Below are 15,411 nucleotides of genomic sequence, written 5' to 3'. Positions count from 1 at the left end.
TTTGCTATTTTTATATAAAAGTTAAATAAAAATAAATAACTATTTAAATGAATGTAAATTATAGTGAAAGAAATTGTGCATTTTTCTAAAAAAAATACACAGATAATTTTAATAATACAATAAAAATACTCCAATATATGGTATTATTAAAGTGGCGTTACTTTTAAACTCAATAAATTTTTATCCATAAGGGGGGAATAAAAAATGGAGTCAGTTTTAATTATGGGAGGAAGCGATTTTATTGGCAAATCACTTGCTAAATATTTTATAAAACATAGACATAAGGTTGATGTTTTGACAACTGGAAGTATTGATTATGAAGGTGTAAATAAACATTTATTGTGTGATAGAAAGAATTTAGATGAATTAGAAAATGCCTTAAATGGAAATGAATACACATATATTTATGATATGACAGCATTTTTTAAATCAGAAATAGAGGACTTATTTAAATTTGTAAATCGAAAAAACTTAAAAAAATATGTTGTACTGTCTTCTTCCGCAGTATATAAAAAATCAGAAAAATATATATCAGAAGATGATGAAAAAGGGATTAATCCTGCCTGGGGGCAGTATGGAATTGAAAAAGTACAAGCAGAAAGTTATATTATAAATAGTGATATACCTTACATAATAATAAGACCAACTCACATTTATGGACCAGAAAATAATTTATATAGGGAGACTTATTTTTTTGATAGAATAAGAGAAGGGAAGGCTATTCCAGTACCTAGTGATAAAAATGAACCTGTAGTAAATCAATTTATATATATAGATGATTTCGTAAGGATTTTATATAGTTTGATAAAAAATGATAAAGTTAGAGAAGTATATAATGTTGCAACTCCTCAACGTATCACGTGGAAGAAACTAATAGAAACATGTGGCGAAGTAGTCGGAAAAGAACCTATAATAAAATATGTAGATTCGGATAAAATAAAGATAAAAGAAAGAAGTTATTTTCCATTTAAAAATACTAGTTGCGTGCTAGAAATTGAAAAATTGATAGACCATGGTCTCTATATACCTAATATAATGCTAGAAAAGGGGCTCAGAAAAACATACGAATGGTATATCAAAAATAAACCTAAGATGGATGATAAAGAAATGCATGAAGTAGATCAGGTTTTAAAGATAGTGTAAATTAGTATTGAAATACCAGTTTTATTTACAAAAAATGGTAATTAATATATAATTTAAATATATTTGGATATTATAACGTCTAAAGAAAGTCTTTAGGCGTTTTTCTATATTAAAAACTATAAAAAAGGAGAGATTCAAATGGAAAAAGTAGAAAGTTTTAAATTAGATCATAATAAGGTAAAAGCACCTTTTGTGAGAAAATGCTGTGTATTAGAAGGTAAAATGGGGGATAAGGTAAGTAAATTTGATTTAAGATTTTTACAACCAAATAAAGAAGCTTTCGGAACAGCTGCTATGCATGGATTAGAACATTTATTAGCAACATATTTAAGAGAAGAATTAGATGATGTTATAGATTTATCTCCAATGGGATGCAGAACAGGTTTCTATTTAGTAATGTGGGGAGATGTCGATGCAAAAACAATAAAAGAAGGGCTAGAAAGAGCATTAGAAAAAGTTTTAAAAGCTGACAAGATGATAGCTGCGACTTCTGTTGAATGTGGAAACTATAGAGATTTATCATTATTTGGTGCAAAAGAATATGCTAAATATGTGTTAGAACAAGGATTCTCACTAAATATATATGGTGAATAATTAGAATATTTAAAATAAATAATACAAAGTTTGGAAAAAATATATCAATATGTATATGGAGAAATAAAAAATGATAGGAAGTCAAGAAAATATAATATCTAATGTATCATTAGACAAATTAGAGGTACTTAGATATTTAGGTCACAATGGTCAAGAAATTGATTCAGATTTAAATCTTAGAATAAATGAATGTATTAAAGAAACAAAAAAAGAGATTGATACAAAATATATTTATGAAATATATGATATAAAAAATGATTTAGATTTAAATACAATTGAATTTAAAAATACAAACTTAATATTAAAAAGTAAAGATGTAAGTGAATTGCTTAAGGATTGTGATAAATGTGTATTGATGTGTGCAACTCTTGGATTTAATATCGAAAAAAATATACGAAGATATAGCTATAATGACCTTACAAAAGGAATTATAGTAGATGCATGTGCTACGACTTCAATTGAAGAGATTTGTGATTTAATACAGGATAATATACTTCAACAAATGTCTAAGGAGGGGAAATCTCTTACTATGAGATATAGCCCTGGATATGGGGATTTAGATATAAGTGTTAATAAAGACATATTACAAGTATTAGATGCACATAAAAGAATTGGTGTAACAGTTACTAATACTGGAATAATGATTCCTAGAAAATCAGTAGTAGCATTAATTGGCATAACAAATAAAAAAATAGCAAAAGTTAAGCGAACATGTGAAAATTGTTCTAATAGATTTAACTGTGAATATAGAAGAAAGGCTGATGGTTGTGGAAGTAAGACAATATATACAAGATAATATATTAATATTTGACGGAGCAATGGGTACAATGCTTCAAAAAAAAGGCCTACAAGTAGGTGAAAATACTGAAGTATTTGGGTACGAAAATCCTGATATATTAGTTGATATACATAAAGAATATTATGAAGCAGGATCAAATGTTGCAACTACTAATACTTTTGGATGCAATGAGTTAAAGCTGCCACAAGGGTATGATTTAGAAAAAGTAATTGATTCAGCAGTAAAAGCTGCAAAAAAAGCGGCATCTTTAGTTAATAATGACAATGAAAAATATGTAGCTTTAGATATCGGTCCAATTGGTGAAATGTTAGAGCCTATGGGAACACTTAGTTTTGATAGAGCGTATGAAATATTTAAAAGACAAATGATTCAAGGGGAAAAATCAGGTGCAGATATAATTGTAATAGAAACTATGATGGATTTATATGAAATAAAGGCGGCTTTATTAGCAGCAAAAGAAAATACAAATCTACCTGTTTTCTGTACTATGACTTTTGATGAAAATGGAAGAAGTTTTACAGGATGTTTACCAGAAAGTATGGTAGTTACATTACAAGGATTAGGAGCAGATGCAGTAGGGGTTAACTGCTCACTAGGGCCAGATTTATTATTACCAATAGTAGAAAAAATACTTACAAGAGCAACTATACCAGTAATGGTACAAGCAAATGCAGGCTTACCATGTATCAAATGTGGTGAAGCTGTATATGATATGACGGCAGAACAATTTTTAAGCGGTGCATCTAAGTTTGTAAAAATGGGTGCAAAAATTATAGGTGGATGTTGTGGTACAAATCCTGAATTTATAAAAGCTTTATCACAAAATATAAAAAATGTAGAAGTCAAACCAATCGAAAAGAATTTAGAATGTGTGGTTTGCTCTCCATCAAAAATTGTTGAGATAACAGGACCAACAGTAATGGGAGAAAGATTAAATCCAACAGGAAGAAAACCGCTACAAGATGCATTAATAAGTGGAAATTTAGATTATGTTGTTAGTTTAGGTCTTGATCAAGTTGAGGAAGGCGCTGAAATATTAAACATGAATGTAGGTCTTCCTGAAATAGACGAAAAAGCTATGATGCCAAAAGTTATAAAGACGTTACAAGAGATTATAAACGTACCGATACAGATTGACTCATCTAACGCGGACGCATTAGAACAAGGACTTAGATATTATAACGGAAGAACAATTGTAAACTCAGTAAATGGCAAAGAAGAATCACTAAATAAAATACTTCCTCTTGCACAAAAATATGGAGCTGGCTTAGTAGGATTAACATTAGATGAAGCTGGAATACCTAAAACAGCAGAAGGAAGATTTGAAATAGCTAAAAAAATTGTTGAAAGAGCAGAAAGTTATGGAATAAGAAGACAAGATATATTTATAGACTGTTTATCTTTAACAGTATCAGCACAACAAGAAGAAGCTATGGAAACTATAAAAGCTATTAGAATGGTAAAAGAAAACCTAGGTTGTAAAACTATTTTAGGGGTTTCTAATATATCATTTGGAGTTCCAAATAGAAAAGCACTAAACTCAACATTTTTAAATTTAGCACTAGGTGCTGGGCTTGATTTAGCGATAATAAATACATCAGAACCTGTTATGATGGAATCTATGTATGCATATAGAGTGATAAACAATATAGACAAAGGTTGCGAAAAATATATAGAAAAATATATGGATAATACAACTATATCAATCAACAAAACATCTAACAATAACCAAAAAGATATGTCTTTAGATATGTTAGTTGAAAGAGGATTAAAAGAAGAAACGAAAGAATTAACATATAAGTTGCTTGAAGAATATGATGGACATTATATTTTAGACGAAATGTTAATACCTGCTCTTGATAAAATTGGAGTAAAATATGACAAAGGAGAAATATTCTTACCTCAAATGATTCAAGCAGCAGAAACAATAAAAGTAGCATTAAACATCATAAAAGATAAGTTAAATGCTAATATTGATAATACAAATGGAACAAAAGGTAAAATAATAATTGCTACAGTAAAAGGCGATATACATGATATCGGTAAAAATATCGTAAAAATCATGCTAGAAAATTATGGATATGAAGTTATCGATTTAGGAAAAGATGTTCCAATTGAGACAGTAGTAGAAACTGCTAAAAAACAAAACATAAAGCTAATCGGATTAAGCGCCCTAATGACAACAACTGTACAGAATATGAAGGATACAATACAAGCTATAAAAGATGCTGGCATTGATGCAAAGGTTATAGTTGGGGGTGCAGTTTTAACAGAAGAATATGCAAAAAAAATAAATGCAGACTACTATGCAAAAGACGCAAAAAGCTCTGTTGAGATAGCAAAACTCACTTTTTAAAAAATAATGTGGAAATCAAGTATAAAAGTATGTTAAAATATAAAAGATATTTAAGGGGAACAAATTTATTTTTTCCCCTTAAATAATGTAGCAAAATATGCTACTATATTGAATATAGGTCATTAATTTAGAAATTTATATAAATTTTAATTAATGATGTTAAATTAAAAATTTCTCGTCAACACAAAAAGAGGCTATATAATAGCCTCTTTTTGTTTTGCAAAAATTTAAAATGATAATAAAATACCAACTACTGCTGATAAAGCAATATATATAACTGGATGTTTATTTGTATATTTTATTAAGAAGAATAAAATAAATGCAAAAATAATTGATTTAAAGTTAAATAAATCGACAAATTTGGATGTAATATTATATTTATCTAAATAAAACATAGTTATTTCTACAACGCCCCAGCAAGCACCTACTATTAGACCAGTCGAAGTTGGTCTTATTGTATGAAAAACAGCCTCTACATATGGATTTTGTTTGAACTTCTTTAAGAATTTAGAAATAATAACTATAATAACTAATGCTGGACAAATTAATCCCAAAGTAGCAACTATTGATCCGACTACGCCTGATACTGAAAAACCTACATAAGTAGCCATATTTACTCCTAATGGTCCTGGAGTAGATTCTGATACAGCTATCATATTAGTTAAATCATTTTTTGAAAACCAACCAGTTGTTTCACTTATATTATATAAAAATGGCATTGTAGCAAGTCCGCCACCTACTGCGAAAAGACCTGTTTTAAAAAATTCGAAAAATAATCTCAAAAGTGTTAACATTCCTCTTTACCTCCCCTAAATTTATAAATTAGAGCTCCTATAAGACCAGAAATAATAATATAAATGATAGGAGATAGACTAGTTACTATTGATAATAGTGAAACTGCTATAAAAATTGCGAAAGTAAGTTTATCGACTACAGATTTTTTGCTAAGTTTAATTATGGCATTTAAGATTAATACACATACACAAACTCTAACACCATTAAATGCATGAATTACAATTGGTAAATCAGCAAAATTGCTTAAAAATGCAGCTATAAGAGTAATTATTACTACTGATGGTGTTACTACTCCTAAAGTTGCTATAACTCCTCCTATAAAACCAGCCATTTTATATCCTATAAAAGTAGCAACATTTACAGCTATAACACCAGGCGTACATTGACCGATAGCGTAATAGTCCATTAATTCTTCTTCTGTTGCCCACTTTTTATTTTCAGCAACTTCTCTTTGTAATATTGGTAACATTGCATAACCTCCACCAAATGTTAACCCTCCGATTCTGGCAAAGGTTAAAAATAAGTCGAGTAAAATATTCATACCTTAAAATCCCCTTCCTAAAGTTTATATGAAAATTTTAGCATAGTTATATATATATTAAAAATATATAATAGGTATATATAATATATTTTTTAAGTATAGATATAGAAATTTATATTTTATTTAGTTTTTGCATCGAATGTAAAAATATACTTATTAAAAAGAGGGGGATGGAGATGGATATAAAACAGCTTATAAATTTTATAACTATTGTTGAGGAAGGGAATATAACAAAAGCAGCTCAAAAACTACATATATCTCAACCACCTTTAAGTAATCAACTAAAAGCATTGGAAGAGGAGTTGGGAGTAAAATTAGTTGAGAGAGGGAGTAGAAAAGTTACACTTACTGATGTGGGAAACCTCTTATATAAAAGGGGAAAAGATATGGTAGATGTATTTGAATCTACATTAAATGAGATTGAAGATTTTAAATCGGGAATAGAAGGTGTATTAAAAATAGGTGCAGTGTCGACTTGTAATCAATTTATACCTAACAAGCTTATTTCACCGTATGCAAAACAATATCCAAAAGTAAAATTTGAATTATATGAAGGAAATACATATGAAGTTGTGGACATGATTGAAAGAGGAATTGTAGATATTGGAGTTGTTAGAACACCTTTTAATAGCCAAAACTTATGTTGTATAAATTTGAAAACAGAGCCAATGGTAGCAGTAGTAAAGAAAAATGATGATAAATTTAATTTTAATGAAAAAGACAAAATAAAGTTAAAAGATTTAGATAAAAAATCAATAATAATATATAGACGATATGAAAAACTAATTATGGAAACACTACATTCAAATAAAGTAAAAGCGAGTATATATTGCTTAAATGATGATTCTAGAACAACAGTTGCATGGGCAGAAGAAGGTCTGGGCATAGGTATTGTTCCAAAATCTATTATTGATAATTCAGATAAGAACATAGAATTTTATGAGCTAGATGAAGATGAATTAAAAACACAAATATCAATTGTTTGGATGAAAAATAAGTACTTACCTAGAAGTGCAAGAAACTTATTGGATATGATTAGAGATTACAAATTTTAAAAGTATTTATTATTTATAGAAAGTAATTTAAAAATATTTATTTAAAATAATCTATATTAGACAGATTTTTAGAAATTAAAAATAGCTAGACATATTGAAATAATCGAATGTCTAGCTATTTATATATATTTTAATTAAGTCAGCATTTTAGTTGTTTAGAAATAAATATTATTAATTAATAAGTATTACTAAAATGCCCAGTTTCCATCTTTGAATATTTGAATTTCTTCTCCATCATGAGTTATTCCGACGATATCTAAGTCAGCAGAACCAACCATAAAGTCGACATGAGTAAGACTATCATTTATTCCGTATTTATCGAAATCTTCTTCAGCGATATCATTTCCACCTTCTATACAAGATGAGTATGCAGAACCTATTGCAAAATGGCAAGATGCATTTTCATCATATAATGTATTATAAAATACTGTGTTAGTATCAGAAATTGGAGAAGAATATGGTACTAAGGCAATTTCTCCTAGATAGTGAGAACCTTCGTCAGTTTCAATTAAGTGTCTTAAAGTTTCTTCGCCTTCTTTAGCAGAAAAATCTACTATTCTACCTTTTTCAAATTTTAATACAAAGTCATTTATTATATTTCCACCATAAACAAGAGGTTTAGTACTAGCAAGTGTTCCATTAACTCCAAATTTATGAGGTAGGCAGAAAATTTCTTCTGTCGGCATATTTGGGTTAAATTCTATTCCATTTACATCTTTTTCGCTACCACTTTCCCAAATGTGACCTTCTGGCATTTCAACTGTTAAATCAGTTATTTTTGATTTATATTTTAAAGTTTTGAATTTTTTACTGTTTAAGAAATCTGTTTTTTCTTTAAGGTTGTTATTGTGTTCTTTCCAAGCTTGGATTGGATCTTCTGTAACTCTTGAACATTTGAAGATTAGTCCCCAAAGTTTGTCCATTGCTTCTTTTTCAGAGATATCTGGGAATATTTTTTTTGCCCAAGCAGCTGTAGGAATAGATACAATACTCCATCTACATTTATTTGTTAGAGTATATCCACGCCACTCTTTTAATGCTTGCCCTGATACTTTTTGGTATTCAGCAATTCTTTTTGGGTCAACATTTTTTAATAAATCAGGATCTTGTGCATATATTGTTAAGAAGGCACCACCTTCTTTTGCTATATCAAGATATTGCTCAGAAATCCATCTTGGGAATTCTTCAAAAGCCTCATCAGGTGCATTTAAATATTTTATTAAGTTGCATTTTTCGTCGGACCACTCAATATGGACATTTTTTGCTCCAGCTTTATAAGCTTCTTCAACAACGTATCTTACATATTCAGCACACTCAATAGGTGTTCTTACAAGTAGAGTTTGTCCAGGTTGTATATTTACTCCAGTTTTAACTGCTAATTCAGCGTATTTTTGTAATTTTGAATTAAAATCCATAAAAAAACTCCTTTCGATATTATGTATTTTTAAAGATATAATATTAAATTTAATTCTATAAATAATCACTCCTAAATTATACCATTGTATTTATACAAAATAATGGTTTTCTTGTTATTTATTTATTATTATATTTAATAAAAAATATATACGAAAACATGATATTTGAAAGAAAAAATATTTAGATAATTTAATATTTTGAACACTTTAATTTATGCATTAAAAAGCATATAATATTAACATATGACTTAGTTATAAATTGAATAATATAATACATTTAACAGGAGGTAATAGATGGAGTTATATGATGCTATTTTCTATAGAAAATCTATAGAGTTTTATTCAACAAAACCAATAACAGAATCTTTAATGAAAGAAGTAAAAAAATTATGCAGTAATATAACTTATCTAAATTCAAATTTAAATATAAAAGCTCATGTAATAGATAGAGGACATTTGATTAATTTTTCAACGAGAAATAAGATTCAAATAAAAGCTCCCCACTATATATTAATAACTAGTAATAAAGGGGAAAATTATCTAGAGAATATAGGCTATGCATTACAAAATGTCACGTTAGAAATGGCGTGCTTAGGTTTAGGAACGACATGGCTAAAATGTATGCTAACTAGAGATGAAGTAGAAGAATTTGTTAATTTAGATAAAATAAAAGATAAAGATGAATCTGAAATAGAATATCCGCAAGCAATAATAGCATTTGGATATCCACAAGAAGGGGAAGCATTATTTAGGTCGTCATCAGCAATACATGATAGACATAGAATGAAGCATATATGTAAAACATATGATGAAAAATGGTTTAATGCTTTAAATGCGCTAAGAGTTGCGCCATCAATCAATAACTGCCAACCATGGACATTAGAACAAAGAGAAAATGGATTTGATTTATTTGAAGACGAACATAAAAAAAGATTGGAATTAGATAAATACAGTAGAATAAGTATGGGTGTTGCATTAAGACATTTTGAAATTGCATGCAAACATGATGATATAGATATTGAATATAAAAAACTCGATGTAAAAGACAAAAGAAGAAAACTATATTTTCTAAGTGTTGTGGAAAAGGCTAAACAAGTCTAAAATATTATTCCATAAAAATCATATTTAAACAAAGGTTGACATATGGATAAATAAGTGTAATAATCTATATAAGCTATGCAAAACTTAAATAAAACTTTAAATTATTCCAGAGAGAATATAAAGTAATTTAGAATAGTATCGTATTAAGGGGACATATAGACAAACAAGGGCTAAGTGTACCTTTAAACATATATAATAAGATTATTTATACCTCTGGTTAATGACTAGAGGTTTTTTTATATATAAAATAAAAACATAATAAAGTCTTTTAAAATAGTCCAGAGAGGCTGATAAAGATACTTCATAGTTAACTCATTTAGTTTAGTTATTTATGTATACAAAGTCCTTATACCTCTATGGTGTAAGGGCTTTTTTTAAAGTAAGGCTTTATTAAGAAGGAGAGTATGAAATGATAAAAGGGAAAGAAAAGTTAATAGTAGCTATTGACACAGACGACTTTGATAAAGCTAAAGATTTAATTGATCAACTAGAAGATAGTGTAGACATATTTAAAGTAGGATTAGAACAATATGTTGCTACAAAGGGGAGAACAGTGGAATATCTAAAAGAAAAAGGTAAAAAAATATTCCTTGATTTAAAATTCCACGACATACCAAATACTATGAAAAGTGCAGTAAAGGCTGCGGTAAAAGATAATGTTTGGATGATGACGATACATGTTTCAGACTTTGAAGGAATGAGACAATGTGCAGAAATCGCAAAAGAAGAAGCAGAAAGATTAAATATAGAAAAACCAATAATAGTTGGAGTTACGGTTTTAACTTCATTAAGCAATGAAGATTTACAAGATATTGGTTGCAATATGACAACTGAAGAATTAGCTATAAAAAGAGCAAAATTAGCTGAAAAATCAGGCATAGATGGAGTTGTATGTTCGGCTAAGGAAGTAGATAAAATAGTAGAAGCTTGTGGAAAAGATTTCGTAACTGTATGCCCAGGAATAAGACCACAATCGGCAGCAGTAGGAGACCAAAAAAGAGTTGTTACTCCAGCTCAAGCAATACAAAATGGGGCGCATTACATGGTAGTTGGAAGACCAATAACACAAGCTGAAAATCCAAAACAATCAGCTATAGAAATAGTTAAAGAGATTGAGAACGCATAGGAGGTAAGTTATATGAAGGCAAGATTAATATTAGAAGATGGTACTGTTTTTAACGGTAAAGCATTTGGGTATTTAGAAGAATCTGTTGGAGAAGTAGTATTCAATACTTCTATGACTGGATATGGGGAAGTATTAACAGACCCTTCTTATTACGGACAAATAGTAACTATGACTTACCCATTAATAGGGAACTATGGAATCAACTTAGAAGATGTACAATCAAAAAATGTATGCGTCAAAGGATTCATCGTTAGAGAAAAAAGTGACACACCTAATAACTTTAGAAATGAAATGAGTTTAGATGTTTATTTAAAACAAAATAAAATAATTGGGCTTGAAGGAATAGATACAAGAGCATTAACAAAAATCCTTAGAAATGAAGGAACAATGAGAGGCATAATAACAATCGACGAAAATGCTACACTTGAAAGTGTTCAACCTAAATTAGATAAATTTGATAATACTTATGCAGTTTATGATGTTTCAAGAAAAGAAAAAGAATATTATCAAGGTAGTGGTGCAAAAGTTGCTGTTATGGATTACGGTGTAAAACAAAACATAATAGATAATTTTGTACAAAGAGGTTGTGATGTAACAGTATATCCAGCTACTACAACTGCAGAAGAAGTATTAAATGATGATCCAGATTTAATATTCTTATCAAATGGACCTGGGGACCCAGATGACTTAGATGAGATAGTAGAAAATGTTAAGAAGATGATAGGGAAAAAACCTATAGTTGGAATATGCTTAGGACACCAAATTTTAGCTAGGACATTCGGCGGAAAAACAGGAAAACTTAAATTTGGACACAGAGGTGGAAACCATCCAGTAAAAGATTTCGAAGAAAATAAAGTATTTATAACAGCACAAAACCACGGTTACTATGTGTGTGAAGTGCCAGAATGTATGGAAGTAACTCAAATCAACTTAAACGACAATACAGTTGAAGGAATGAGACATAAAGAATTACCGATATATAGTGTGCAATATCACCCAGAGGCTTGCCCGGGACCAAAAGACAGCGAGTATGTATTCGATAAATTCTTAGAGGTATTAAACAATAAATAATTAGAACGTTATAAGTATTTTGTGAAGGAGAAAAAATTATGCCTAAAATAGATAGTATCAAGAAAACATTAGTATTAGGGTCAGGACCGATAATCATAGGTCAAGCAGCGGAATTTGACTACTCAGGAACACAAGCTTGTGAAGCTTTAAAGGAAGAAGGAGTAGAAGTTGTATTAATAAACTCAAACCCAGCTACAATAATGACGGACAAAGAAGTAGCTCATAAAATTTATATAGAACCACTTACATTAGAGGCAATAGAAAAAGTAATAGAAAAAGAAAGACCAGATAGTTTACTTGCAGGTATGGGTGGTCAAACAGCTCTAAACTTAGCAGTAGAATTATCAGATGCTGGTATATTAGATAAATACGGGGTAAAAGTAATTGGTACTTCAATAGAATCAATCAAAAAAGGTGAAGACAGAGATGAATTCAGAGAAATGATGAGAAGTATCAATCAACCAGTAATCGAAAGTGATATAGTTACAAACTTAGAAGATGGTATTATATATGCTGAAAAAATAGGATATCCAGTTATAATAAGACCTGCTTATACACTAGGCGGAACTGGTGGTGGTATAGCTGAAAACAAAGAAGAATTAATTGAAATTCTTACTCATGGTTTACAACTTAGCCCAGTTACACAAGTTCTTATAGAGAAAAGTATAAAAGGTTGGAAAGAAATCGAATATGAAGTAATGAGAGACGGAAACGGAGACTGTATAACTGTTTGTAATATGGAAAATGTGGACCCAGTCGGTGTGCATACGGGAGATAGTATAGTTGTAGCTCCATCTCAAACTTTAAGCGATAAAGAGTACCAATTATTAAGAACAGCTTCAATTGAAATAATAAATGCAATAGAAGTAAAAGGTGGATGTAACGTACAAATAGCACTACATCCTCACAGATTAGAATATGCAATTATAGAAATAAACCCAAGAGTTAGTAGATCTTCAGCATTAGCATCAAAAGCAACTGGTTATCCAATAGCAAAAGTTGCAGCTAAAATAGCTTTAGGTTATACATTAGATGAAATAGAAAATGCAGTAACTAAGAAAACAAAGGCTTGTTTTGAACCAACGCTTGATTATGTTGTTGTAAAAATACCAAAATGGCCATTTGATAAATTTAAACAAGCGAACAGAAGACTTGGAACAAAAATGATGGCTACTGGAGAAATAATGAGTATAGGAAGCAACTTTGAAGCTGCTTTATTAAAAGGTATAAGATCTTTAGAAATAGGAAAATACTCATTAATACACAAACCATCTGAACAAAGAACAATAGAAGAATTAAAAGAAAGAGTAGTTATGCCAGATGACGAAAGACTATTCGACTTAGCAGAAATGATAAGAAGAGGATATAGTATCGACATGATAGAAAAAATCACTGGTGTAGATAAATGGTTCTTATATAGAATAGATTGGATAGTTAAACAAGAAGAAAAATTAAAAACTATGAAAATAGAAGATATAAGCAAGGATTATCTAAAAACTCTTAAGAAAAAAGGATTCTCAGATAAAGGTATAGCAGACTTAATGAAAATAAGCCCAGAAAAAGTTTATGAATTAAGATCTTTATATAACATACATGCAGCTTATAAAATGGTTGATACATGTGGTGGAGAATTTGATGCATTATCTCCATACTATTACTCAACTTATGAAGAGTATGATGAAGTTGTAGTAAGTGATAAGAGAAAAATAGTTGTTTTAGGTTCTGGTCCAATAAGAATAGGGCAAGGTATAGAATTTGACTACTGTTCAGTTCACTGTATAAAAGCCTTAAGAAAATTAGGAATAGAAACTATAATAGTAAACAACAACCCAGAAACAGTAAGCACAGACTTCGATACTTCTGACAAATTATACTTTGAACCATTAACAGAAGAAGAAGTATTAAATATAATAGAAAAAGAAAAACCAGAAGGTGTAATATTACAATTCGGTGGGCAAACAGCTATAAAATTAGCTAAATTCCTAGACGAAAAGAATATACCTATATTAGGAACTGACTTCAACGATATAGATGCAGCAGAAGACAGAGAAAAATTTGATGAATTACTAGAAAAATTAAATATAAATAGACCAAAAGGTATAGCTGTATGGTCTACAGAAGAAGGTGTAAAACACGCTAGCGAAATAGGATATCCAGTTTTAGTTAGACCTTCTTATGTACTTGGTGGTCAAGGTATGGAAATAACTTATAACGAAGCTAAATTAAAAGCTTACCTTGATAGTGCATTTGAAAGGGATAGTAAAAACCCAGTACTTATAGACAAATATTTAGTTGGTAGAGAAATAGAAGTAGACGCTATATGCGATAAAGAAGATGTATTAATACCAGGAATAATGGAACATTTAGAAAGAGCAGGAGTTCACTCTGGAGACTCTATAACAATGTATCCAAGCCAAAATATATCTGATGATATAAAAGAAAAAATCTTAGACTATACTAAGAAAATAGCATTAGAACTTAATGTTTTAGGTATGGTTAATATACAATTTATCGAATTTAAGGGTGAATTATACATCATAGAAGTTAACCCAAGAGCAAGTAGAACAGTACCATATATAAGTAAAGTTAGTGGGGTGCCAATAGTAGATTTAGCTACAAAATGTATGTTAGGTGCAAAATTAAAAGATCTTGGATATGGAACAGGAATCTACAAAACACCAGACTTAATAGCAGTAAAAGTACCTGTATTCTCAATGTCAAAACTTGCTAGAGTTGATGTAAGTCTTGGACCAGAAATGAAATCAACTGGAGAAGTTTTAGGTGTTGGTGAGACATTAGAAGAAGCATTATACAAAGGATTTACAGCAGCAGGTAAGAAAATGTCAAATGATAGAGGCGTGGTACTTGCAACAGTAAATGACCAAGATAAAGAAGAGTTCTTAGAAATAGCAAAAGACATGAAACGTGTAGGATATACTTTCATGGCGACAGAAGGAACAGCATCACTTCTAAAATCTAATGGAATAGACGCTATAATAGTTAACAAAATAGGAGAAGTTAGACCAAATATACTTGATGTTATAACTAACAACCAAGTTGATATGGTTATAAATACTCCAACAAAAGGTAACGATGCTACTAGAGATGGTTTTAGAATAAGAAGATTAGCAACTGAATACTCTATAGATGTTATGACTTCATTAGATACATTAAAAGCATTAGTAAAAGTAAATCAAAAACACATTAAAAAAGAACAATTAAAAGTATATAACTTAGCTGATTAATTATATACTGTTAAATAAAAAGGTTACTGTAACTAGTATTAAATTAGTTTACAGTAACTTTTTTTGTAAAGATAATAAAGCTAAGGTTAATTTAAGGTTTTGGAGTTATTATAATATCAACAGATAGGTAATAAAACTTATTTATACCCAAATAACTAGAAATTAGAATA

At 29.4% G+C, this 15,411-nt stretch carries 12 protein-coding genes; 9 read left to right on the top strand and 3 right to left on the bottom strand.

The window, feature by feature from the left end; translation table 11 throughout:
* Positions 1-204 precede the first annotated feature (204 nt).
* The 4 genes from ABCM86_RS10570 (at position 205) to ABCM86_RS10555 (ending at position 4,892) form a co-directional block, all read left to right on the top strand.
* Positions 205-1,143 carry an NAD-dependent epimerase/dehydratase family protein gene (locus tag ABCM86_RS10570; RefSeq protein ID WP_295677167.1) on the top strand — a complete coding sequence of 313 codons (939 nt, stop codon included), beginning with the start codon at positions 205-207 and terminating at the stop codon, positions 1,141-1,143.
* Positions 1,144-1,281: 138 nt separating this feature from the next.
* A complete protein-coding gene (locus ABCM86_RS10565) occupies positions 1,282-1,737 on the top strand; it encodes an S-ribosylhomocysteine lyase (protein ID WP_195931341.1) in 456 nt (151 codons plus the stop codon).
* 70 nt (positions 1,738-1,807) lie between these two features.
* Positions 1,808-2,533 carry a vitamin B12 dependent-methionine synthase activation domain-containing protein gene (locus ABCM86_RS10560; RefSeq protein ID WP_343003969.1) on the top strand — a complete coding sequence of 242 codons (726 nt, stop codon included), beginning with the start codon at positions 1,808-1,810 and terminating at the stop codon, positions 2,531-2,533.
* Positions 2,505-4,892, top strand: coding sequence for a homocysteine S-methyltransferase family protein (locus ABCM86_RS10555; RefSeq protein WP_343003979.1), 2,388 nt, complete (start codon positions 2,505-2,507; stop codon positions 4,890-4,892). Before ABCM86_RS10560 ends, ABCM86_RS10555 begins: the two co-directional genes overlap by 29 nt.
* A 227-nt stretch (positions 4,893-5,119) precedes the next feature.
* On the opposite strand, the gene ABCM86_RS10550 is transcribed toward ABCM86_RS10555, so the two are convergent.
* Together ABCM86_RS10550 and ABCM86_RS10545 are read right to left on the bottom strand one after the other, a co-directional pair.
* The gene (locus ABCM86_RS10550) at positions 5,120-5,686 is read right to left on the bottom strand and encodes a chromate transporter (RefSeq protein WP_195931338.1); all 567 of its coding nucleotides are present in this window, start codon (positions 5,684-5,686) and stop codon (positions 5,120-5,122) included.
* Positions 5,680-6,228 (bottom strand): chromate transporter, encoded by a 549-nt coding sequence (locus ABCM86_RS10545; protein ID WP_195931337.1) that lies wholly within the window; start codon positions 6,226-6,228, stop codon positions 5,680-5,682. Before ABCM86_RS10545 ends, ABCM86_RS10550 begins: the two co-directional genes overlap by 7 nt.
* 176 nt (positions 6,229-6,404) lie before the next feature.
* Between ABCM86_RS10545 and ABCM86_RS10540 the strand changes: the two genes are divergently transcribed.
* Positions 6,405-7,283, top strand: coding sequence for a LysR family transcriptional regulator (locus ABCM86_RS10540; RefSeq protein WP_195929976.1), 879 nt, complete (start codon positions 6,405-6,407; stop codon positions 7,281-7,283).
* A 188-nt stretch (positions 7,284-7,471) separates the two neighbouring features.
* Here ABCM86_RS10540 and ABCM86_RS10535 read toward each other — a convergent pair whose 3' ends face one another.
* On the bottom strand, positions 7,472-8,698 hold the full coding sequence (locus tag ABCM86_RS10535) for an aminopeptidase (protein ID WP_343003968.1): 1,227 nt from the start codon (positions 8,696-8,698) through the stop codon (positions 7,472-7,474).
* Between the two features lie 294 nt (positions 8,699-8,992).
* Here ABCM86_RS10535 and ABCM86_RS10530 point away from each other — a divergent pair, with 294 nt between their 5' ends.
* The 4 genes from ABCM86_RS10530 to carB all read left to right on the top strand — a co-directional run bounded on the left by ABCM86_RS10530 (position 8,993) and on the right by carB (position 15,241).
* Positions 8,993-9,799, top strand: coding sequence for a nitroreductase family protein (locus ABCM86_RS10530; RefSeq protein ID WP_295763763.1), 807 nt, complete (start codon positions 8,993-8,995; stop codon positions 9,797-9,799).
* A gap of 409 nt (positions 9,800-10,208) precedes the next feature.
* Complete coding sequence (gene pyrF / locus ABCM86_RS10525; protein ID WP_195929973.1) at positions 10,209-10,925, top strand: orotidine-5'-phosphate decarboxylase; 717 nt, start codon at positions 10,209-10,211, stop codon at positions 10,923-10,925.
* A gap of 12 nt (positions 10,926-10,937) precedes the next feature.
* The gene (locus tag ABCM86_RS10520; RefSeq protein WP_195929972.1) at positions 10,938-11,996 is read left to right on the top strand and encodes a carbamoyl phosphate synthase small subunit; all 1,059 of its coding nucleotides are present in this window, start codon (positions 10,938-10,940) and stop codon (positions 11,994-11,996) included.
* 38 nt (positions 11,997-12,034) lie between these two features.
* Positions 12,035-15,241, top strand: a complete 3,207-nt coding sequence (gene carB / locus ABCM86_RS10515) for a carbamoyl-phosphate synthase large subunit (protein ID WP_195929971.1) — start codon at positions 12,035-12,037, stop codon at positions 15,239-15,241.
* Positions 15,242-15,411: the final 170 nt, after the last annotated feature.

Origin of the sequence: Clostridium sp. 2218st1_F5_2218SCRN_220325 (genome assembly GCF_039062665.1) — a bacterium.
Taxonomy (GTDB): domain Bacteria; phylum Bacillota; class Clostridia; order Peptostreptococcales; family Peptostreptococcaceae; genus Intestinibacter.
The sequence above is the reverse complement of the archived record's forward strand: the minus strand, read 5'-3'. Positions and strand labels throughout refer to the sequence as shown.

Excerpts from the sequence above, each read along its gene's own strand:
- ABCM86_RS10570 (WP_295677167.1), top strand. The coding sequence starts at position 205 with ATGGAGTCAGTTTTAATTATGGGAGGAAGCGATTTTATTGGCAAATCA.
- ABCM86_RS10565 (WP_195931341.1), top strand. The coding sequence starts at position 1,282 with ATGGAAAAAGTAGAAAGTTTTAAATTAGATCATAATAAGGTAAAAGCA.
- ABCM86_RS10560 (WP_343003969.1), top strand. The coding sequence starts at position 1,808 with ATGATAGGAAGTCAAGAAAATATAATATCTAATGTATCATTAGACAAA.
- ABCM86_RS10550 (WP_195931338.1), bottom strand. The coding sequence starts at position 5,686 with ATGTTAACACTTTTGAGATTATTTTTCGAATTTTTTAAAACAGGTCTT.
- ABCM86_RS10545 (WP_195931337.1), bottom strand. The coding sequence starts at position 6,228 with ATGAATATTTTACTCGACTTATTTTTAACCTTTGCCAGAATCGGAGGG.
- ABCM86_RS10540 (WP_195929976.1), top strand. The coding sequence starts at position 6,405 with ATGGATATAAAACAGCTTATAAATTTTATAACTATTGTTGAGGAAGGG.
- ABCM86_RS10535 (WP_343003968.1), bottom strand. The coding sequence starts at position 8,698 with ATGGATTTTAATTCAAAATTACAAAAATACGCTGAATTAGCAGTTAAA.
- ABCM86_RS10530 (WP_295763763.1), top strand. The coding sequence starts at position 8,993 with ATGGAGTTATATGATGCTATTTTCTATAGAAAATCTATAGAGTTTTAT.
- pyrF (WP_195929973.1), top strand. The coding sequence starts at position 10,209 with ATGATAAAAGGGAAAGAAAAGTTAATAGTAGCTATTGACACAGACGAC.
- ABCM86_RS10520 (WP_195929972.1), top strand. The coding sequence starts at position 10,938 with ATGAAGGCAAGATTAATATTAGAAGATGGTACTGTTTTTAACGGTAAA.
- carB (WP_195929971.1), top strand. The coding sequence starts at position 12,035 with ATGCCTAAAATAGATAGTATCAAGAAAACATTAGTATTAGGGTCAGGA.